Below are 19087 nucleotides of genomic sequence, written 5' to 3' on the forward strand. Positions count from 1 at the left end.
AGCGCCTCGCGCGACGCAAGGGGACGGAATCAGTTCCGCTATGACGAAAACGAACCAGACCGGCCTGCGCGCGGACAAGCGGCGCGGCCTTCATGCACGCTGGCGCGGCCTGCGCCTTACGGCCGCTGCGGCCTTGGTCGGCGTGGCGCTTGCGGGCTGCACCGGCGAGCAATTCCAGAAGGGCTACATCCTGCCGCCCGGCGCGCTGGAGCAGATCCCGATCGGCGCGAGCCAGGACCAGGTCCTGATCGTCATGGGCACGCCCTCCACCGTCGCGACGCTCGACGGTGAGGTGTTCTACTACATCTCGCAGCGCTCGGAGCGCATGGTCGCCTTCATGAACCAGAGGGTGGTCGATCAGCGCGTGATCGCGATCTATTTCGACAAGAACCGGCGCGTGCGCCGGCTGGCGAATTACGGCCTGCAGGACGGCAAGATCTTCGACTTCATCAGCCGCACCACGCCGACATCGGGCCAGGAGATGAGCTACCTCACGCCGATCTTCAAGCTGCTCAGCTTTAACTGAGCCCTTCTTCAGAGCGTTTTCGAGCGAAGTGGACCCCGGTTCGCGTCAAGAAAACGCGTCAAAACAAAAATTTAGAGCCCCGTTCCGATTCATCGGAACGGAAATGGCTCTAGCCTGCGGCGTCGTGCCGCTATCCGCGCGGCACATGCCGTCGTGCGCGACTTGCCGTTGCGCACCGGGTTCCCTACGCTCCCAGCAAAACAAGAAGCTGGGAGTGGATTCGTGTCCAAGAAACTTCAGAACACTTTGTTGTCCCGCCGTCGCGTGCTTGCCGGCGCTGCCGGCCTTTCGGCCGCAGCGATCCTGCCGCGATCGAGTCTTGCGGACTGGAAGCCCACCGAGAACGTCCGCCTCGTGGTCCCGGCTGCGGCCGGTGGCTCGACCGATGTCATGGGCCGGCTGCTGGCCGCCCATCTGCAAACCGCCTGGGGCCAGTCGGCCGTCGTGGAGAACCGCTCCGGCGGCGGCGGCACGATCGGCACCGCCGAGGTGGTCCGCGCCAAGCCCGATGGTCACACCATCCTGGTCGGTAACCCCGGCCCGAACGCGATTGCCTACAGCATCTTCAAGAACCTGACCTACAAGCCGGACCAGCTCCAGCCGGTCTCCAACATGATCCGGATCCCGAACATCGTCTCGGCCCATCCGAAGACCGGCATCAAGTCGGTCGCCGAGCTGATCACCTACCTGAAGGCCAATCCGGACAAGCTCAGCTACGCCTCCTCCGGCGTCGGCCAGAGCCCTCACCTCACCGGCGCCTGGTTCCTCCAGCTCACCGGGCTGAAGATGACGCACATCCCGTTCCGCGGCGCGGGGCCCGCGCTCCAGGCCGCGCTCGCCGGCGACATCCAGATTCTGTTCGACAATCTCTATCCAAGCCTGCCGCAGGTGCAGAACGGCACCCTCACCGGCCTCTGCGTCACCACGCCCGAACGCAGCGACCTCGCGCCCAATCTGCCGACCATGCGCGAGAGCGCGCCGGAGCTGGCGAACTTCGATGTCTCGTCGTGGTTCGCGGTTTTCCTGCCGAAGGGCGTGCCTGCCCCCATCCTCGATGCGCTCAATCTCCAGGTGAAGGCGATGCTGGAGCGCGACGACATCAAGAAGCAGATCGCCGCCATGGGCGCCCGCGCCGATTACGGCACCCCGCAGCAGTTCGCCGACTTCGTGGACGCCGAGACGAAGAAGTTCGCCGGCATCATCCAGAAGGAAGGGCTGCAGATGGACGTGCAGTAGCGCGCAGCGTCATTCCGGGGCGATGCGCAGCATCGAACCCGGAATCTCGAGATTCCGGGTCTGGTCCTTCGGACCAACCCGGAATGACAACGCGAATCAAAAACCCCGCGGCTCGCGCCGCGGGGTTTTGTCTTGTCTCATCATCGCGTCTCAGTGCGCCAGGATCGCCAGCAGCAGCAGGGCCACGATGTTGGTGATCTTGATCATCGGGTTCACCGCGGGGCCCGCCGTGTCCTTGTAGGGATCGCCAACGGTGTCACCGGTGACGGCGGACTTGTGGGCGTCACTGCCCTTGCCGCCGAAATGGCCGTCTTCGATGTACTTCTTGGCGTTGTCCCAGGCGCCGCCGCCCGAGGTCATCGAAATCGCGACGAACAGGCCGGTCACGATGACGCCGAGCAGCATCGCGCCGACGGCGGAGAACGCCGCCGACTTGCCGGCCGCGCCGCCGCCCGCGATCGCATAGATCAGGAAGTAGACGACGATCGGCGACAGCACCGGAAGCAGCGAGGGGATGATCATCTCCTTGATCGCCGCCTTGGTGAGCAGGTCCACGGCCTTGCCGTAGTCCGGCTTGTCGGTGCCCTGCATGATGCCCGGCTTTTCGCGGAACTGGCGTCGCACCTCCTCGACGATCGCGCCGGCCGCACGGCCCACGGCCGTCATGCCCATCGCGCCGAACAGATACGGCAGTAGGCCGCCGAACAGCAGGCCGACGACGACGTAAGGATTGTTCAGCGAGAAGTCGGGATTGACGCCGGCGAAGTACGGGGTCTTGTTCGCGACGAAGAACTTGAGGTCTTCGTTGTAGGCGGCGAACAGCACGAGGGCACCGAGACCGGCGGAGCCGATCGCGTAGCCCTTGGTCACCGCCTTGGTGGTGTTGCCGACCGCGTCGAGCGCGTCGGTCGACTTGCGCACCTCTTTCGGCAGGCCCGCCATCTCGGCAATGCCGCCGGCGTTGTCGGTGACGGGGCCGAAGGCATCGAGCGCGACGACCATGCCGGCGAGCGCCAGCATGGTGGCGGTCGCGATCGCGATACCGAACAGGCCGGCCAGGCTGTAGGTGACGAGGATGCCGGCGATGATGACGAGCGCAGGCAGCGCGGTCGCCTCCATCGAGACGGCAAGGCCCTGGATCACGTTGGTTCCGTGACCGGTCACCGAGGCCTGCGCAATCGACTTCACCGGACGATAGTCGGTCCCGGTGTAGTATTCAGTGATCCAGATGATCAGCGCGGTGACGACGAGCCCGACAACGCCGCATTCGAAGAGCGCCATGCCGGTGTAGTCGACGCCGTCGAGCTTGCCGAAGCCGATCAGGTAGTAGATCACCAGGGCAATACCGATCAGCGACAGGATGCCGGTCGCGATCAGGCCCTTGTAGAGCGCACCCATGATCGACTGGCTCGGCCCGAGCTTGACGAAGAAGGTGCCGATGATCGAGGTGATGATGCAGATGCCGCCGATAGCGAGCGGCAGCGTCATCATGTTGGCGAGGATCGGCGTCTTGGCGAAGAAGATCGCCGCGAGCACCATGGTGGCGACCGCGGTCACCGCGTAGGTCTCAAACAGGTCGGCGGCCATGCCGGCGCAGTCGCCGACATTGTCGCCGACATTGTCGGCGATGGTCGCGGGGTTGCGCGGATCGTCCTCGGGGATGCCGGCCTCGACCTTGCCGACGAGGTCGCCGCCGACGTCCGCACCCTTGGTGAAGATGCCGCCGCCGAGACGGGCGAAGATCGAGATCAGCGAGGCGCCGAAGCCGAGTGCCACCATGGCGTCGACCACGGTGCGGCTGTCGGGCGCGAGCTTCAGTGAGTGGACCAGGAAGCCGAAATAGAGGGTCACACCCAGCAGCGCGAGACCCGCCACCAGCAGGCCCGTGATGGCGCCCGCCTTGAAGGCGAGCTCGAGGCCGCCGGCGAGCGACGTCGTCGCGGCCTGTGCCGTACGCACATTGGCGCGAACCGAGACGTTCATGCCGATGAAGCCCGCGGCGCCGGACAGGACGGCGCCGATGGCAAAACCGATCGCGACATAGAGGCCGAGGAAATAGGCAAGCAGCACGAAGATGACGATGCCGACGATACCGATCGTGGTGTACTGGCGCCGGAGATAGGCTTGTGCGCCTTCACGCACCGCACCTGCGATCTCCTGCATGCGCGGCGACCCCGCATCCGCGCCCAACACCGAAGACGTCGCCCAAATCGCGTAGACGACGGAAAGCACTCCGCAGAGCACTATCAACCATAATGCTGTCATGTGATTTTTGCCTCAGATCCTTGATGTACCCCCGGCGCCTTTTGTTGTCCGTCGTGCGGTACGGCGCCTTGATTTTGAACAAAGCCGCCCCTTTCCCGAAGGGGCGGCTCCAGTCGGTCACAAGCTTGCCAAAATCAAATTGAGGGTGCAACGCCGGATGAGGCCGAAAAAGCCGATCTCGGCAGGTATTTAGCCAGTCCCGAGAACTAAGATGCCGGTTTGGAGCAATTCCTAGAAATGGCTGTAGGACAGCCGCTTCAAGGTCAGTTCTCGCCCCTGCCCGTCCAGGAAGCGTGGCCGCTTCTGGCCCGCGACGATCGTGCCGATCGCGGCGACGGAAAGGCCCGCCGCCCGACCGGCCGCAATCAGAGCATCGCTTTGCGCCGGCGGAACAGTGCACAGGACCTCGTAATCGTCGCCTCCGGCCAGCAGCGTCTCAACGCAAACAACGTTGCGGGCGACGAGACTTGCTGCGGTCGCCGAAAGCGGCACGCTCGCCACGTCGACCGTGGCCGTGACGCCGGACGCTGCACAGAGTTTGGTCAGATCGCCGGCAAGGCCATCGGAGACGTCCATCGCGGCCGACGCATGGTCGCGCACGGCCCGGGCCAGCACATTGCGCGGCTGCGGCACTCGATAGCGCGAGATCAAGGCTTCTCTTCCCGCGGGATCGGATGCCAGCCCCTCAGCCGCGGCGCCACCGGTGAGCACGTCGAGGCCGAGCGCGGCATCGCCGATCGTGCCTGTCACCAGGATACGATCGCCGGCCCTGGCGCCGGTGCGGCCGACCATCCGCCCCTTCGGCACGCGGCCGAAGGCGGTGATCGAGATCATCTGCGGTCCCGGCGTCGAGACAGTGTCGCCGCCGAGCAGCGGACAGGCGAACGCTTTCGCATCCTCGCCGAGCGCATCCGCAAACGGCCTGAGCCATGCATCCTCCTTGCTCCGCAACGCCAGCGTCAGCACGAAGCCGGCCGGCGCCGCGCCTTTGGCGGCAAGATCGGACAGGTTCACCCGCAACGCCTTGCGCGCGATGGTCTCGGGGGGATCGGTGGCAAGATAGTGCACGCCCTCGACCACGGCATCGGTGGTGACGACGATGTCGTCGCCGGATGAGGACAGGACCGCCGCGTCGTCGACCAGCCCGAACGCACCGGGATCGGTCGCCAGCGGCTTGAAATAGCGCGCGATGAGGGCGTCTTCGGCGGAGGGATTCTGCTGGTTTGCCATCAGAGTCAGCCCCACACTCCACTGTCATCGCCCGGCTTGACCGGGCGATCCAGTATTCCAGAGGCGGTTACGTAAAATCGACAGGCCGCGGCGTACTGGATCACCCGCCTTCGCGGGTGATGACAGCGGAATATGGGGCAGCCGTCTCGCATCACTTCACCGCCCTCGCGGGAAACTACCCCCGCCCGAACTCGTCACCGCGAAACTGGCGGCCGATCTGGTCGAGCACGGCGTTGACCATGCCGGTCTCCTCGCGGTCGACAAAGGCATTGGCGACGTCGACATATTCGGAAACGACGACGCGGCCCGGCACGTCCTTGCGGTGCTGGAGCTCATAGGCCCCGGCCCGCAGCACAGCGCGCAGGATCGCCTCGATCCGCTTGAGCGGCCAGCCCTTCGACAGCGCTTCGTCGATCAGGGGGTCGAGCTTCTTCTGGTCACGCACGACGCCGGAGACGACGTCGCGGAAGAAGGCGGCTTCCGCCGGCAGATATGTATCGCCCTCGACCTCGTTGCCGAGCCAGTGGCTTTCGAACTCGGCGAAGATGTCGTTGATGCCGGCGCCGGCAATGTCCATTTGGTACAGCGCCTGGACGGCCGCGAGCCGCGCCGCGCCGCGCCGGTTCGCCTTCTTCTCCGCAAGCCCCGCCGGCTTCTTGGTGTTGTCAGCCATGACTTCAGGCCCGCGCCAGACGGCGTTTGATACGCAGCATTGCAAGCGCCGCGCGCGCGGCATCGCCGCCCTTGTTGAGCTCACTGGCACGCGCCCGCGCCCAGGCCTGCGCCTCGGTGTTGACGGTGAGAATGCCGTTGCCGAGCGGCAGCTTTCGCGCCACGGCGAGGTCCATCAGCGCGCGCGAGGATTCCTGCGAGACGATCTCGAAATGGATGGTGTCGCCGCGGATCACGCAGCCAAGCGCGATCACCGCGTCATAGGGCTTGCCGTTCGCCGCCGCGGCATCGACCGCGATGGCCACCGCCGCCGGGATCTCCAGCGCGCCGGGAACCGTAATGACGTCATGCGTCAGACCGGCCGCCTTCAACTCGGCCACCGCGCCATCCAGCAGCGCGTCCTGGAGATCGTCATAGAACCGCGCCTCGACAATCAGCGCACGTGCGCCGGAAATGTCGGTTTGGTCCTTCAGGGGTGCGCGCCGCGCGTCTGCCATCGTTCAATCCGTTTCGAAAGGGGTCGGCGCTATGTAGTCGCCGCAGGTCCGTAAGCCAAGTTAGAAACTGTCATTCCGGAGCGATGCAAAGCATCGAACCCGGAATCTCGAGATTCCCCGGTGCGCAATTGCGCACCTGTGGTCTGGTCCTGCGGACCATCCCGGAATGACGGCTGCGCCGGTCACTTCATTTCCGTCAGCCGCGCCGCGTAGCGGGCCATCAGATCGACCTCGATATTGACCTCGGCGCCTGCCTTCCAGCCACCGATCGTCGTGACCGTCAGCGTGTGCGGGATGATCAGCACCGAAAAGGTCACATCTGCAACCGTATTGATCGTCAGCGAGACACCGTCGAGCGTGATCGAGCCCTTGGTGGCGATGAAGCGCGCCAGCTCGCGCGTCGTCGAGAGCACGAACCGCGCCATGTCGGGCAGGTCTTCGCGACTGACGATGGTGGCGATGCCATCGGCGTGGCCGGCGACGATATGGCCGCCGAGCTCGTCGCCGATCTTCAGCGCGCGCTCGAGATTGAGCTTCGTCCCCAGCTTCCAGTGCTTTGCCGTCGTCAGCGCCAGCGTCTCGGCCGCGGCATCGACATCGAACCACGTCCTGCCGTCGGCAACGCCCGAGGCCACCACCGTCAGGCAGACGCCGTTGCAGGCGATCGAGGCGCCGTCGGCAATGGTGGTCTGATCGTAGCGGCAGGCGATGCGCAGCCGGTGCAGTTGCCCCTGCGCCGTTGGCGTGAAGCTGACGATCTCGCCGATATCGGTGATAATGCCGGTGAACATGTTAGGCGCGCTCGTAGACGGTGAGAGTATCGTGGTCGAATGTCTCGCTAGCATGAACCTTATAGGCCTGCGACTGCGTGATTTTCGACAGGGGCAATGCATCGAGCGCATCGACGCCGCCCTCGCCGACCGCTTCCGCCCCGCGGAACAGCCAGATCTCGTCGACGAGATCGGCCGCGACGAACGAAGCCGCAACGCGGCTGCCGCCTTCGACCATCAGCCGCGTGATGCCCTTCTCCGCCAGTGCATGCAGCACGGCCGGTAGATCGAATCCGGATGCACTGCCCGGCGGCATCCGCATGATTTGCGCACCGGCAGCGCCAAGGCGGGTCGCGGCGGCCGCTTCCGCAAGCTCGGAAGCAATCACCCAAAGCTGTGTCTCACGTGCGGAGCGCACGAGCTGGCTCGAGGCCGGAATGCGCAGATTCTGGTCGAGAACGACACGTATTGGAGAACGCGCTTCCATGCCCGGCAGGCGGCAATTGAGCTGCGGATCGTCGGCCAGCACCGTGCCGATGCCGACCAGAATGGCGTCGCTCTGCGCGCGTAGGAGATGCACACGGTCGCGCACGGCCTCCCCCGTGATCGCGACTGGCTTGCCGCCGGCCGCACCGATCTTGCCGTCGGGCGAGACAGCGAGCTTCAGGATCACATGCGGGCGCTTGTCACGGATGCGGCGAAAATGCCCGGCGTGGTCGAACGCAGCCTCCGCCGCGCAAAGACCGACATCCACCGCGATGCCGGCGGCGCGCAGGCGCGCATGGCCCTGGCCCGCCACTTCCGGATTGGGATCCTCGATCGCCGCTACCACGCGCTTGATGCCGGCTGCAATCACCGCGTCGGCGCAAGGCGGCGACTTGCCGAAATGCGAGCACGGCTCGAGCGTGACATAGAGCGTGGCACCGCGTGCCGCCTCGCCTGCGCGCCGCAGCGCCTCGGGCTCGCCATGCGGACGCCCGCCCGGTTGCGTCCAGCCGCGGCCGACGATGAGACCGTCCTTGACGATCACGGCACCCACAGCCGGATTGGGCCAGGTGCGCCCCTGCCCGCGCTTACCCAGCGAAAGTGCCAGCTCCATGAAGCGGCGATCCGCGTTCTTGGCCTCGCGGGCCTTCTGCGCGAACTGATCTTCCAGGATGCGGAAGATCATTTGCGGATCGCGGCGAGCCGCGCTTCCTCCTCACCGGAGAGCTCGCCGAGCACGTCGGCGAAATCCTTGGCCTCGCGGAAATTGCGGTAGACCGAGGCGAAGCGCACATAGGCGACGTCGTCGAGCGTGCGCAGATGCTCCATCACGGTCTCGCCGATCACCTCGGAGGAGATCTCGGCCTCGCCCCCGGTCTCGAGCTCGCGCACGATGGTGGAGACCATCTTCTCCACCCGCTCGGGCTCGACCTGCCGCTTGCGCAGCGAAATCTGTACCGAGCGCATCAGCTTGTCGCGATCGAACGGCACGCGGCGGCCGTTGCGCTTGATGACAGTGAGCTCGCGCAGCTGCACGCGCTCGAAGGTGGTGAAGCGGAAATTGCAGGCGACGCACACGCGCCGCCTGCGGATCACGGACGAGTCCTCGGTCGGACGCGAGTCCTTTACCTGCGTATCGAGACTATTGCAGTTCGGGCAGCGCATCCGTTGAACCCAGCCTTACTGATAGATCGGGAACCGGTCGGTGAGCGCCTTGACCCGTTCCTTGATCGCAGCTTCCACCAGCGGCGCCTTGCCATCGGAGGACTGCGCGATCGCGTTGAGGACCTCGGCGATCATGCCGGCGACCTGCTGGAATTCGGCAACGCCAAAGCCGCGGGTGGTCGCGGCGGGCGTGCCGAGACGCAGACCCGAGGTGACGAAGGGCTTCTCGGGATCGAACGGGATACCGTTCTTGTTGCAGGTGATGGCCGCACGGACCAGCGCCTTCTCCGAGACATTGCCCTTCAGGCCCTTCGGCCTGAGGTCGACCAGCATCAGATGGTTGTCGGTGCCGCCGGAGACGATATCGAAGCCGTGGCTCTTCATCGCCTCGGCCAGCGCCTTGGCGTTCTCGACGACGTTCTTGGCATAGACCTTGAAGTCCGGCCGCAGCGCCTCGCCGAAAGCCACCGCCTTCGCCGCAATCACGTGCATCAAGGGGCCGCCCTGCAGGCCCGGGAAGATCGCCGAGTTGAGCTTCTTGGCGAGCGTCTCGTCATTTGTGAGGATCAGGCCGCCGCGGGGACCGCGCAGCGATTTGTGCGTCGTCGTCGTGGTGACGTGCGCATACGGCACCGGCGAAGCATGCACGCCGCCGGCGACGAGGCCCGCGAAGTGCGCCATGTCCACGAGCAGATACGCGCCGACGCTGTCGGCGATTTCGCGGAAACGCTTGAAATCCCAGGCGCGCGAATAGGCCGAGCCGCCGGCGATGATCAGTTTCGGCTTGACCTCTTCAGCCTGCTTCTGGACAGCGTCCATGTCGATGATCTGGTCCTCGCGGCGCACGGTGTAGTGCGCGGCCTTGAACCACTTGCCGCTCATGTTGACGGGCGAACCGTGGGTGAGATGGCCGCCGGCCGCGAGGTCGAGGCCCATGAAGGTGTCGCCAGGCTGCAGCAGCGCCAGGAACGCCGCCTGGTTCATCTGGCTGCCGGAGTTCGGCTGCACGTTGGCGAAGCCAGCGCCGAACAGCTTCTTGGCGCGATCGATCGCGAGGTTCTCGGCGACGTCGACCCACTCACAACCGCCGTAATAGCGCGCGCCCGGATAACCCTCCGCGTACTTGTTGGTCATCACCGAACCCTGCGCTTCCAGCACGGCCCGGCTGACGATGTTCTCGGAGGCGATCAGCTCGACCTCATGGCGCTGCCGTCCGAGCTCGCCCTTGATGGCGGCGGCGATTTCCGGGTCGGCCTGCTCGAGCGAGGCGGTGAAAAACGAATCGGGCGCGGAGGCGGTTTTTGCGAGGGTCATCTTGCGAATATCTCCACCGCCGCAGCCTTTTGGCGGGCTACGGGCGGGTCTGGTGTGGCGATCGGAAGCACGCGCGATCTACCACATCGCCCGCCCCCGGCCAAGCATTTGCGGGTCGGGCCTGATATTTATGCAAGATATGGTGGGAATCGCGGAATTCGGGCCTGTCCCGGGAATCCCGATCACCGTAAAAATGCGACCCATTTCTATTTTAGATTGTATAAAAATATAAAGACACCCAGTAGGCCGCCGGTTCTTATGAGGATCCAGGCATTATAGGGTACGAATTGGCCACATGCTGGAGGTGAAATGTCAGGCAAGATCGAACAATGCGTGAAGGTGCATGTCCCCCTGTCGGGCCCCGGTCTTGGAACAGCCGAGGAACGCACTTCAATTCACAGCGTCTCCGACAGGCTGCACGACGCAATCATTTTGCATGAAGTCGGCGAATTTGACGGCGACGAGTTTGGGGGCGGCGAATGCCAGCTGTTTATGTACGGCCCGGATGCAAATGCACGCTTCGAAGCAATCTTCCCGATCTTGAGCAGCTGGCCGGCTCTAAAAGGGGGATACGCCGTCAAGAGGTTCGGTCCTCCCGGATCGAGGACCGAAAAGGTTGAGTTCAAATAGGGCTGCCGCCAATTCGGCTGTTGCGATCCGGCCCCCTCTTACAAGCCGGTATACCCCGCCTTCACCGGGTCCACGCTACCGTCGAGCTGGCGGAGATAGGTCAGGCCGCAGACCGTCAACCTGTGCGGGTCCTTCTCGCCCGCTTCTACCAGGGTATTGAGGTAGTTCGTGACCTTGGCCCGTGCCTCCTCGCTGGCCGCAGCGGTGCGGTTGGCGAGCAGGTCATAGGTCTGCATGATGCGGTCGATGGCAGCTTCCATTGCACCCTCTGGTTCTCTCAAGTCTTGGGAATCTTGATCAGGCAACCGCGCGGACCTCGGATTGCGTCTCGAACCGCGTGATCGCCTTGTTGGCGAGCCTGATCTTGTTGAATTCGCCGTGCTGGATCAGCTTGATGATGATCTCGAGCAGGCGTTCGTTGGTGACGAGCGTGTCGGAGATTGCACCGGAGCGGCGGAGGTAGTTCGCGGCGATCGCGTAGGCATCGCTCACGAGCTCGACGTTCATTGCCTGCAACCCGCGCCCGCCCGCCATTGCATCCTCCGATCCAGAGGACTAACCGCGATGCCGGGCTCTGGTTCCGCCCCGATCGGACATTTTTTCGCAGTTGCGAAATGGCAAAACGCACCGGACCGGGCGAAGCCGGGCCGATGCGCTTGGGGAAGTCAGGCACGTTCGGGAGGCCTGCCGGTCTTGTTGCCGGGCCGGCTTGGCCTTGATCCCTTGGAACTCAGAGGCGGTACAGGATCTGGTCGGTCCAGAACCGCTCGAGACGGTGCAGCGACTTGTTGAGGGTCGAGAACTCCTCGCCCGAGATGCCGCCGACCTGCTCGACCGTCTTGACGTGCTTCTGATAGAGCGCGTCGACGATGCGGCGGACTTCCTGGCCCTGCGGGGTCAGGCGGATGCGCACCGAGCGGCGATCAACGCGCGAGCGCTGATGATCGAGGAAGCCGAGCTCGACGAGCTTCTTCAGATTGTAGGAGACGTTGGAGCCGAGATAGTAGCCGCGCGTGCGCAGCTCGCCGGCGGTCAGCTCCTTGTCGCCGATGTTGTAGAGCAGCAGCGCCTGCACCGAGTTGATGTCGGCGCGACCGCGACGATCGAACTCGTCCTTGATGACGTCGAGGAGCCGGCGATGCAGCCGCTCCACCAGAGTCAAAGCTTCCAGATAGAGCGACTGCACCGAACCCTGCTGGCCGGAGACGCGCTCTGCGGTATCTGCCGCAGTTGCGACGGCTTTCATCATGACACTTCCCCTGTTGTCGTTTTTATCGACACTTATTCGACGAAACTTGTGTCCCGTCCGATAGGTGCAACTTAAGGGGCTCGTTTGAAGATCGGCTTAAATAAGAGAATAAAGAGATCATGAATTTAAGACAGTGAATTGCGGATTAAGCCTGTCCCACAAGGACTTTTCGCAACCCTCTGTTGACCTTCGCAAGGTCCTGTTCACCCTCCGTCCGCCGCCACTGTCGCATTCCAGAACAGCCCCGCCCCGTTTCGAAACGGGCGCGTAACAGCTGTGGCGGAACACGCTGGTTAGTGAAAACTTACTGCAAATTTGAGGCAACCAGCGGTCAACCAATCGCGCACAACTGCGCAAGCTCCGCTCTCGTGTCCCGGACAAGCGAAGCGCAGAGCCGGGACCCAGATGTTTCAAAGCGAGATTGCGGACAAGCGGATAAGTGGACCCCGGCTCTGCAACGCATCACGCCGCACTGGACGATGCTTCGCATCGCCAGGGGCGCGCTGCATTGCGTCCGGGGCACGAGAGCATTGTCGAGCGACGCACGTCGCCTACGGCGGCCGTTCGCGCGCGGCCATCCAGGCGAGCGCCAGATACGCGGCGAGCATGAAGACCTCGACGCCGACCACGACCAGGCTGCCGCCGTAGATTCCCGGGAACATCAGCTCGATCACCGCCATCGACACCACGGTGGTCAGCCACACCACCGCGCCCCAGGGCGTGGCAAGCCACAGGCCAACGGCGGCGACGAGCTCGATCACGGCGAAGTAGACGGTCGCGGCCTGCCAGGCCATCGCCTGGTTCTCGAACGCCTCGTCCTCACCGCCGACGAAGCCGGTCACCTGCGCCCAGTGATAGAGGCCCTTGAGGATCGAGAGCAGCGCCATCACCCGCAGGAACAGCACTAGCCGCCGCGTCCAGACATTGTCATCAGACTCGGGCCGCTCCGACGAGATCGCCGCCACCGAGAGCGCGCTCTCTCTGGCATTGTCTCGGGCAGCGTCCCTGGCGCTGTCACGGGCCGCTTCGCGGGTGGAGATCTCGGACATGGGCCCCTTCTGGCTGCTTCGGCCCGCAAAATCAATCGGCTGCCATCCCTTGCGGCAGGTCAAGCCGCGGTGACGGGAACCATGCGAGCTGGTATAAGAATAATTCCAGCCGGAGGAAGAATGATGGCGATCAAATACGGGCGTCCGATCGAATTGCGCGAGGTTTCGCGCCGGGATGGCGGAGCAGCCTCCCCTGCCCTCGATCTGACCGTCCGCCCGCGCCGCAACCGCAAGGCCGAATGGGCCCGGCGGATGGTGCGCGAGAACGTCCTCACCACGGACGATCTGATCTGGCCGCTATTCCTGATCGATGGCAACAACAAGCGTGAGCAGGTCGCCTCGATGCCGGGCGTCGACCGCCTCAGCGTCGACCAGGCCGTGCGCGAGGCCGAACGCGCGATGAAGCTCACCATCCCCTGCATCGCGTTGTTTCCCTACACCGATCCCTCCTTGCGCGACGAAGAGGGTTCGGAAGCCACCAATCCGAACAACCTGGTCTGCCAGGCCGTACGCGCGATCAAGAAGGAGTTTCCGGAGATCGGCATCCTCTGCGACGTCGCGCTCGATCCCTTCACCAGCCACGGCCATGACGGCCTGATCTCCGATGGCAAGATTTTGAACGACGAGACGGTGGCCGTGCTGGTGCGTCAGGCCTTGGTGCAGGCCGAAGCCGGCTGCGACATCATCGCCCCCTCCGACATGATGGACGGCCGCGTCGCCGCGATCCGCGAGGGGCTGGACCGCGCTGGCCTGCTCGACGTGCAGATCATGGCCTATGCGGCCAAATACGCCTCCGCCTTCTACGGCCCGTTCCGCGACGCCATCGGCTCGGCCAAGACGCTCACCGGCGACAAGCGCACCTACCAGATGGACAGCGCCAACACCGATGAAGCGCTGCGCGAGGTCGAGCTCGACATCGCCGAGGGCGCCGACATGGTGATGGTGAAGCCCGGCATGCCCTATCTCGACGTCGTCCGCCGCGTGAAGGACACCTTTGCGATGCCGACCTTCGCCTACCAGGTCTCCGGCGAATACGCGATGATCGCGGCCGCCGCGAACAACGGCTGGCTCGACGGCGACCGTGCGATGATGGAGAGCCTGCTCGCCTTCAAGCGCGCCGGCGCCGACGGCGTGCTGAGCTATTTTGCGCCGAAGGCGGCGGAGAAGCTGCGGAGCCAAGGATAAGCGCACACGGCCTCTCCGGCGTCGTCCCGGCGAAGGCCGGGACCCATACCGCGTGATCTAGCGATAGCGCGCGGCGTTAGTACCGACGAAGGATCGCTGCCGGTCTTCGCCAAACTGCTCCCTGTGGGTATGGGTCCCGGCCTTCGCCGGGACGACATCCGGGGGGGCGCTAGCATTGCCTGCCACCGCCCCCGAATCGCCGGAATATTTCGGCTTGCTGACGCCCGCGCGCCCTTGGCACGGGGATGGCCTGTTCCCATGTCCTGCGAAGCGGCTTCGCTGGGAGAACGGACCATGTCGTACGACTCGGGTAATTCAGGCGCCTGGCGCAACGACGGCGGGGTGCAACCGCATGCGTACGATCCCTATCTCCACCCGGAACTGTTCCGCGGCGTCGCAACGCGGCGGGTGTTCGCCTTCCTGATCGACATGGTCGTAATCTCGGTGCCGGTGATCCTCGGATACATCTTCATCGCGCTGTTCGGCGTGGTCACGCTCGGCATCGGTTGGGCGTTGTTCTGGCTGGCCTGGCCGGCCTCCGTGATCTGGGCCATCGTCTACTACGGCGCGTGCATCGGCGGTGCCTCTTCCGCGACGATCGGCATGCGGGTCATGGACCTGGAGCTGCGCACCTGGTACGGCGCGCCCGGCTATTTCGTGCTCGGCGCCACCCATGCCGTGCTGTTCTGGGTGACGGTGTCGTTCCTGTCGCCCTTCGTGGTGCTGGTCGGCCCGTTCAACGGCCGCCGGCGCCTGCTGCACGATTTCGTGCTGGGAACGGTCGTGATCAACAACTCCGTGCGTGCGCCCGTCCCGCAAGGCGCAAGGACCTACTGAGAACCCGGCGATCAAGAACCTATCAACCAGGACCGACTAAGCTGACGCATCTGACCTGCCGAGCAGACCAATTGACCGAGAGCTTCCGTAGCGCGATGCTGATGTCCACTTCGGAGGCCCACGACGTCCCTTGACCCAGCACTCGCGCGACACCCCCCAGTTTTACCTCACGGCGCCCTCGCCCTGCCCGTATTTGCCGGGCCGGCATGAGCGCAAGGTGTTTACGCACCTCGTGGGTGACCGCGCCGGCGACCTCAACGACCTCCTGACCCATGGCGGCTTCCGCCGCAGCCAGTCGATCGCCTACCGGCCGGCCTGCGATCAGTGCCGCGCCTGCGTCTCGGTCCGGGTCATCGCCAACGAGTTCCGCCCCTCCCGCAACTTCCGCAAGGTGATGGCGCGCAACGCCGACATCATCGGCGAGCAGCGCAGCGCGGTGCCGACCTCCGAGCAATATTCGGTGTTCCGCGCCTATCTCGACGCCCGCCACCGCCATGGCGGCATGGCCGACATGACCGTGCTCGACTACGCCATGATGGTCGAGGACAGCCATGTCGAGACCCGTATCATCGAGTACCGCAAGCGCGGCCCCGACAGCGGCGTCACCGGCCGCGGCGAGGAGCTGATTGCGGTCGCGCTCACGGACGTCCTCAGCGACGGCCTGTCGATGGTCTATTCGTTCTTCGAGCCGAGCCAGGTCAGCCGGTCGATGGGCACCTTCATGATCCTCGACCACATCGCCCGCGCGCGGCGTCAGGGCCTGCCTTACGTCTATCTCGGCTACTGGATCGAGGGCTCCAAGAAGATGGACTACAAGGCCCGCTTCCTGCCGCAGCAGCGCCTTGCCCCGTCAGGCTGGCTCCGCATCGACGCGCAGGGGGATACGGCGTCCGAGCCGCAGGATTAGCTTTCTGTCATGCCCCGGCTTGACCGGGGCATCCAGTACGCCGCGGCTTCTCGGCTCAATCACAACGGCCTCTGGAATACTGGATCGCCCGGTTAAACCGGGCGATGACAGCTACGCGGTGGCAACATCACCCGAACAACGTATCCGCCAGCAGCTTCACGTTCAAAATCACGATCACGCCCGCGACGATCCAAGCGATCGCAGCGACGGACACCGGGATCGCGAACTGGCCCATCTTGCGGCGGTCGGAGACGAAGCGCACGAGCGGGATGACGGCGAAGGGCAGCTGCATCGAGAGCACGACCTGGCTGAACACCAGCAAATCCGCCGTGCCGCGTTCGCCATAGATCGCCGTGACGATGATCACCGGAATGATCGCGATGCCGCGCGTCAGCAGGCGGCGCGCCCAGCTCGGCAGGCGCAGATCGAGAAAACCTTCCATCACGATCTGGCCGGCGAGCGTCGCGGTCACCGTCGAGTTGAGGCCCGAGGCGAGCAGCGCCACCGCGAACAGCGTCGAGGCAACGCCGAGGCCGAGCAGCGGCGACAGCAGCTCAAAGGCCTGGCCGATCTCGGCGACGTCGGAATGGCCGCTTCCGTGGAAGGTCGCGGCTGCCACGACGAGAATTGCGGCGTTGATGAACAGCGCCAGCATCAGGGCGATGGTGGAGTCCGTCGTCGCCCATTTGATCGCTTCGCGGCGGCCCTCGTCGTTACGCTGATAGGCGCGCGTCTGCACGATCGAGGAGTGCAGATAGAGATTATGCGGCATCACGGTGGCACCGATGATGCCGATCGCGATGTAGAGCATCTCCGGATTGGTGAAGATCTCGCTCTTCGGCACAAAGCCGTGCAGGACCTCCGCGACCGGCGGAGCCGCAGCCGCGATCTGGACCACGAAGCAGGCCGCGATCACCGCGAGCAGCGCGATGACGAAGGCCTCCAGGAAACGGAAGCCACGGTTCATCAGGATGAGAAGCAGGAATGCATCGAGCGCGGCGAGCAATGCACCGCCGATCAAGGGAATGCCGAACAGGAGTTTCAGCGCGATCGCGGTGCCGATCACCTCGGCGAGATCGCAGGCGATGATCGCGGCCTCGCAGGCCAGCCAGAGCAGGAAGTTCACCGCCGGCGAATAGGTGGCGCGGCAGGCCTGCGCGAGATCGCGGTCGGTGACGATGCCGAGCCGAGCCGCCAGCGACTGCAGCAGGATCGCCATCAAATTCGAGAGCAGGATGACGGACAGCAGCGTGTAGCCGAACTTCGAGCCGCCGGCGAGGTCGGTTGCCCAGTTGCCGGGGTCCATGTAGCCGACCGAAACGAGGTAGCCGGGACCGACAAAGGCGAGCAGCCGCCGCCACCAGCGGCCCGCGGCCGGAATGGCGACCGTGGCGTTCACTTCGGCGAGGCTCTTGGTGGCTGGCGCGTCAGCGCGCCAGCCGGCGGCATTGGGGGTCAAATCAGGGGAGCGGGCATCCATGCGGTCAGAATACCGAAGTCGGCGCTTATTGCAACTCATTTGCAACTGCATCTAGCCGCATCAGCTCCCGGTGCGGCCGCGTTTTGCCCCGCCTGTCGGAAACCGGGTGGGTTTGGCCGGGCCCGGAAGCGGATACTGGCGCCAATCCGACTTTGCAGGAAATGAGCCATGTCAAATTCGCCGCGCCTCCCTGACACCTTCAGCCGCCTCGCCTGGTCCAATCTCGCGGCGCAGTCCGCCGAGCAGATCGCGCTGGCCGCCGCTCCGATCGTCGCCGTGCTGACGCTCGGGGTCGCCGAAGGCCAGACCGGCGTGCTGCAGACCGCCTTGACCCTGCCCTTCGTGCTGTTCGCCATTCCGGCCGGCCTGCTCGCCGACCGCATCTCCCGCCGCACGCTGATGGCGGGCGCCGAGGCGCTGCGGGCGGCGGCACTCGCGGCCATCGTGCTGCTGCTCGTGCTCGGCGCGCTCAATCTGTCACTGCTGTCGCTGCTCGGCTTCGCCGCCGTGTGCGGCACCGTCGTCTACAGTGTCGCAGCGCCGGCGCTGGTGCCTTCGCTGGTGAGCGCGGACCTGTTGCCAGCAGCGAATGCGCGGATCGAGCTTGCGCGCACCATCGCCTTTGCAAGTGGGCCTGCGCTCGGCGGCGCACTGGTCGGCTGGTGGGGGGCGAGTCTCGCCTTCGGCTTTGCCGCGGCACTCTCGGCCATCGCGGTGGTGCTGCTCTCCGGGATCTACGAGCCCGCCCGCGCGCCGATGCCACGGCGCCATCCGTTCCAGGAGATCCGCGAAGGCGCGGCGTTCGTGTTTCACCATCCGCTACTGCGGCCGGTGTTCATCACCCAGTTCATCTTCAACACCGGCTGGTTCCTGCAGATCGCGGTGTTCGTGCCCTACGCCGTGCGCCATCTCGGCCTGACCGCCGCCGGCGTCGGCACGGTGCTGACGATGTACGGCGTCGGCATGGTGATCGGCGCGCTCCTCGCCACACGCGTAATGCAGCGCATCGCCTTCGGCACGGTTGTCGGCCTCGGTCCGGTCACGGGCTTCGTCGCCTCGGTCGTGATGGCGCTGACGGTGCTGGTCCCCTCGCCCTGGCTTGCGGGCTTGAGCTTCTTCCTGCTCGGCGTCGGGCCGATCCTGTGGGTGATCTCGACGACGACGCTGCGCCAGTCGGTGACGCCGCCGCGCCTGCTCGGCCGCGTCTCCGCCATCAACATCATGAGCTACGGCGCCCGCCCGCTCGGCTCGGCACTGGGTGCGATCGTCGGCGGCTTCTGGAGCGCCGAAGCCTGCCTCTATCTCGCCGCAGCCGTGTTCGGCGCGCAGGCGCTGGTGATCCTGCTGTCCCCGGCAGCAGCACTCGACCGGCAGCCGGACATGGTGGGAGATGAGGTGGCGGTGGGGTGTTAGCCGATCTCTCGAAAGAGGAGCAACAAAACTCCATCGTCGTCCCGGCGAAGGCCGGGACCCATAACCACAAAGAGTAGTTTGGCGGAGACTCTTAGTTACAAAGTGTTTGTTGGGACTAGCGCCGTTCGCGATCGATAGATCACGCGGTATGGGTCCCGGCCCCCGTGCGCAATTGCG

General features: G+C 65.0%; 20 protein-coding genes. 7 read left to right on the plus strand and 13 right to left on the minus strand.

Annotated elements, in window-relative coordinates:
- Nucleotides 1-40: 40 nt before the first annotated feature.
- Nucleotides 41-526, plus strand: coding sequence for an outer membrane protein assembly factor BamE (locus JQ592_RS07380; RefSeq protein ID WP_211402207.1), 486 nt, complete (start codon nt 41-43; stop codon nt 524-526).
- Nucleotides 527-748: 222 nt separating this feature from the next.
- On the plus strand, nt 749-1762 hold the full coding sequence (locus JQ592_RS07385; protein ID WP_349630448.1) for a Bug family tripartite tricarboxylate transporter substrate binding protein: 1014 nt from the start codon (nt 749-751) through the stop codon (nt 1760-1762).
- Nucleotides 1763-1912: 150 nt separating this feature from the next.
- Here JQ592_RS07385 and JQ592_RS07390 read toward each other — a convergent pair whose 3' ends face one another.
- From JQ592_RS07390 to glyA, 8 genes are all read right to left on the minus strand, one after another.
- Entirely contained in the window at nt 1913-4027 is a 2115-nt protein-coding gene (locus tag JQ592_RS07390) for a sodium-translocating pyrophosphatase (protein ID WP_211402208.1), read from the minus strand.
- Nucleotides 4028-4258: 231 nt separating this feature from the next.
- Nucleotides 4259-5257: a thiamine-phosphate kinase gene (thiL, locus tag JQ592_RS07395; RefSeq protein WP_211402209.1), complete on the minus strand. Its 999-nt coding sequence runs from the start codon at nt 5255-5257 to the stop codon at nt 4259-4261.
- Between the two features lie 175 nt (nt 5258-5432).
- Entirely contained in the window at nt 5433-5930 is a 498-nt protein-coding gene (gene nusB, locus JQ592_RS07400; RefSeq protein ID WP_211402210.1) for a transcription antitermination factor NusB, read from the minus strand.
- A gap of 4 nt (nt 5931-5934) precedes the next feature.
- Complete coding sequence (gene ribH / locus JQ592_RS07405; RefSeq protein WP_211402211.1) at nt 5935-6426, minus strand: 6,7-dimethyl-8-ribityllumazine synthase; 492 nt, start codon at nt 6424-6426, stop codon at nt 5935-5937.
- A gap of 182 nt (nt 6427-6608) precedes the next feature.
- The gene (locus JQ592_RS07410) at nt 6609-7217 is read right to left on the minus strand and encodes a riboflavin synthase (protein ID WP_211402212.1); all 609 of its coding nucleotides are present in this window, start codon (nt 7215-7217) and stop codon (nt 6609-6611) included.
- A gap of 1 nt (nt 7218) precedes the next feature.
- Nucleotides 7219-8367 (minus strand): bifunctional diaminohydroxyphosphoribosylaminopyrimidine deaminase/5-amino-6-(5-phosphoribosylamino)uracil reductase RibD, encoded by a 1149-nt coding sequence (gene ribD / locus JQ592_RS07415; protein WP_211402213.1) that lies wholly within the window; start codon nt 8365-8367, stop codon nt 7219-7221.
- A complete protein-coding gene (nrdR, locus tag JQ592_RS07420) occupies nt 8364-8846 on the minus strand; it encodes a transcriptional regulator NrdR (RefSeq protein ID WP_011087793.1) in 483 nt (160 codons plus the stop codon). The genes ribD and nrdR overlap by 4 nt, the downstream gene beginning before the upstream one ends.
- A 15-nt stretch (nt 8847-8861) precedes the next feature.
- A complete protein-coding gene (gene glyA, locus JQ592_RS07425; protein WP_211402214.1) occupies nt 8862-10160 on the minus strand; it encodes a serine hydroxymethyltransferase in 1299 nt (432 codons plus the stop codon).
- Nucleotides 10161-10469: 309 nt separating this feature from the next.
- On the opposite strand from glyA, the gene JQ592_RS07430 reads away from it, so the two are divergent.
- On the plus strand, nt 10470-10790 hold the full coding sequence (locus JQ592_RS07430) for a hypothetical protein (RefSeq protein WP_211402215.1): 321 nt from the start codon (nt 10470-10472) through the stop codon (nt 10788-10790).
- Nucleotides 10791-10828: 38 nt separating this feature from the next.
- Here the strand turns inward: JQ592_RS07430 and JQ592_RS07435 are convergent, their stop codons facing one another.
- From JQ592_RS07435 to JQ592_RS07450, 4 genes are all read right to left on the minus strand, one after another.
- Nucleotides 10829-11050 carry a hypothetical protein gene (locus tag JQ592_RS07435; protein ID WP_018644620.1) on the minus strand — a complete coding sequence of 74 codons (222 nt, stop codon included), beginning with the start codon at nt 11048-11050 and terminating at the stop codon, nt 10829-10831.
- 37 nt (nt 11051-11087) lie between these two features.
- Nucleotides 11088-11324, minus strand: coding sequence for a hypothetical protein (locus JQ592_RS07440; RefSeq protein WP_211402216.1), 237 nt, complete (start codon nt 11322-11324; stop codon nt 11088-11090).
- Nucleotides 11325-11520: 196 nt separating this feature from the next.
- Complete coding sequence (gene ldtR / locus JQ592_RS07445; protein ID WP_018320040.1) at nt 11521-12039, minus strand: transcriptional regulator LdtR; 519 nt, start codon at nt 12037-12039, stop codon at nt 11521-11523.
- Between the two features lie 551 nt (nt 12040-12590).
- Nucleotides 12591-13088, minus strand: coding sequence for a DUF6163 family protein (locus JQ592_RS07450; protein WP_211402217.1), 498 nt, complete (start codon nt 13086-13088; stop codon nt 12591-12593).
- 123 nt (nt 13089-13211) lie between these two features.
- Here JQ592_RS07450 and hemB point away from each other — a divergent pair, with 123 nt between their 5' ends.
- From hemB to JQ592_RS07465, 3 genes are all read left to right on the plus strand, one after another.
- Entirely contained in the window at nt 13212-14273 is a 1062-nt protein-coding gene (gene hemB / locus JQ592_RS07455; protein WP_211402533.1) for a porphobilinogen synthase, read from the plus strand.
- Between the two features lie 294 nt (nt 14274-14567).
- Complete coding sequence (locus JQ592_RS07460; RefSeq protein ID WP_211402218.1) at nt 14568-15110, plus strand: RDD family protein; 543 nt, start codon at nt 14568-14570, stop codon at nt 15108-15110.
- A 130-nt stretch (nt 15111-15240) separates the two neighbouring features.
- A complete protein-coding gene (locus JQ592_RS07465) occupies nt 15241-16017 on the plus strand; it encodes an arginyltransferase (RefSeq protein ID WP_211402219.1) in 777 nt (258 codons plus the stop codon).
- Between the two features lie 127 nt (nt 16018-16144).
- Here JQ592_RS07465 and JQ592_RS07470 read toward each other — a convergent pair whose 3' ends face one another.
- On the minus strand, nt 16145-17497 hold the full coding sequence (locus JQ592_RS07470; RefSeq protein ID WP_211402220.1) for an Nramp family divalent metal transporter: 1353 nt from the start codon (nt 17495-17497) through the stop codon (nt 16145-16147).
- 168 nt (nt 17498-17665) lie between these two features.
- On the opposite strand from JQ592_RS07470, the gene JQ592_RS07475 reads away from it, so the two are divergent.
- The gene (locus JQ592_RS07475) at nt 17666-18910 is read left to right on the plus strand and encodes an MFS transporter (RefSeq protein ID WP_211402221.1); all 1245 of its coding nucleotides are present in this window, start codon (nt 17666-17668) and stop codon (nt 18908-18910) included.
- The last annotated feature ends 177 nt before the right edge of the window (nt 18911-19087 follow it).

It is taken from the genome of Bradyrhizobium iriomotense, from assembly GCF_018129405.1.
In the GTDB taxonomy this organism is placed as follows: domain Bacteria; phylum Pseudomonadota; class Alphaproteobacteria; order Rhizobiales; family Xanthobacteraceae; genus Bradyrhizobium; species Bradyrhizobium iriomotense_B.

What these genes read in the sequence shown, in the direction of transcription:
- nrdR (WP_011087793.1), bottom strand. Translation starts at nt 8,846, where the DNA reads ATGCGCTGCCCGAACTGCAATAGTCTCGATACGCAGGTAAAGGACTCG.
- JQ592_RS07380 (WP_211402207.1), top strand. Translation starts at nt 41, where the DNA reads ATGACGAAAACGAACCAGACCGGCCTGCGCGCGGACAAGCGGCGCGGC.
- JQ592_RS07430 (WP_211402215.1), top strand. Translation starts at nt 10,470, where the DNA reads ATGTCAGGCAAGATCGAACAATGCGTGAAGGTGCATGTCCCCCTGTCG.
- JQ592_RS07435 (WP_018644620.1), bottom strand. Translation starts at nt 11,050, where the DNA reads ATGGAAGCTGCCATCGACCGCATCATGCAGACCTATGACCTGCTCGCC.
- JQ592_RS07460 (WP_211402218.1), top strand. Translation starts at nt 14,568, where the DNA reads ATGTCGTACGACTCGGGTAATTCAGGCGCCTGGCGCAACGACGGCGGG.
- JQ592_RS07410 (WP_211402212.1), bottom strand. Translation starts at nt 7,217, where the DNA reads ATGTTCACCGGCATTATCACCGATATCGGCGAGATCGTCAGCTTCACG.
- thiL (WP_211402209.1), bottom strand. Translation starts at nt 5,257, where the DNA reads ATGGCAAACCAGCAGAATCCCTCCGCCGAAGACGCCCTCATCGCGCGC.
- ribH (WP_211402211.1), bottom strand. Translation starts at nt 6,426, where the DNA reads ATGGCAGACGCGCGGCGCGCACCCCTGAAGGACCAAACCGACATTTCC.
- hemB (WP_211402533.1), top strand. Translation starts at nt 13,212, where the DNA reads ATGGCGATCAAATACGGGCGTCCGATCGAATTGCGCGAGGTTTCGCGC.
- nusB (WP_211402210.1), bottom strand. Translation starts at nt 5,930, where the DNA reads ATGGCTGACAACACCAAGAAGCCGGCGGGGCTTGCGGAGAAGAAGGCG.
- JQ592_RS07450 (WP_211402217.1), bottom strand. Translation starts at nt 13,088, where the DNA reads ATGTCCGAGATCTCCACCCGCGAAGCGGCCCGTGACAGCGCCAGGGAC.
- ldtR (WP_018320040.1), bottom strand. Translation starts at nt 12,039, where the DNA reads ATGATGAAAGCCGTCGCAACTGCGGCAGATACCGCAGAGCGCGTCTCC.
- JQ592_RS07390 (WP_211402208.1), bottom strand. Translation starts at nt 4,027, where the DNA reads ATGACAGCATTATGGTTGATAGTGCTCTGCGGAGTGCTTTCCGTCGTC.
- JQ592_RS07475 (WP_211402221.1), top strand. Translation starts at nt 17,666, where the DNA reads ATGTCAAATTCGCCGCGCCTCCCTGACACCTTCAGCCGCCTCGCCTGG.
- JQ592_RS07470 (WP_211402220.1), bottom strand. Translation starts at nt 17,497, where the DNA reads ATGGATGCCCGCTCCCCTGATTTGACCCCCAATGCCGCCGGCTGGCGC.
- ribD (WP_211402213.1), bottom strand. Translation starts at nt 8,367, where the DNA reads ATGATCTTCCGCATCCTGGAAGATCAGTTCGCGCAGAAGGCCCGCGAG.
- JQ592_RS07440 (WP_211402216.1), bottom strand. Translation starts at nt 11,324, where the DNA reads ATGGCGGGCGGGCGCGGGTTGCAGGCAATGAACGTCGAGCTCGTGAGC.
- glyA (WP_211402214.1), bottom strand. Translation starts at nt 10,160, where the DNA reads ATGACCCTCGCAAAAACCGCCTCCGCGCCCGATTCGTTTTTCACCGCC.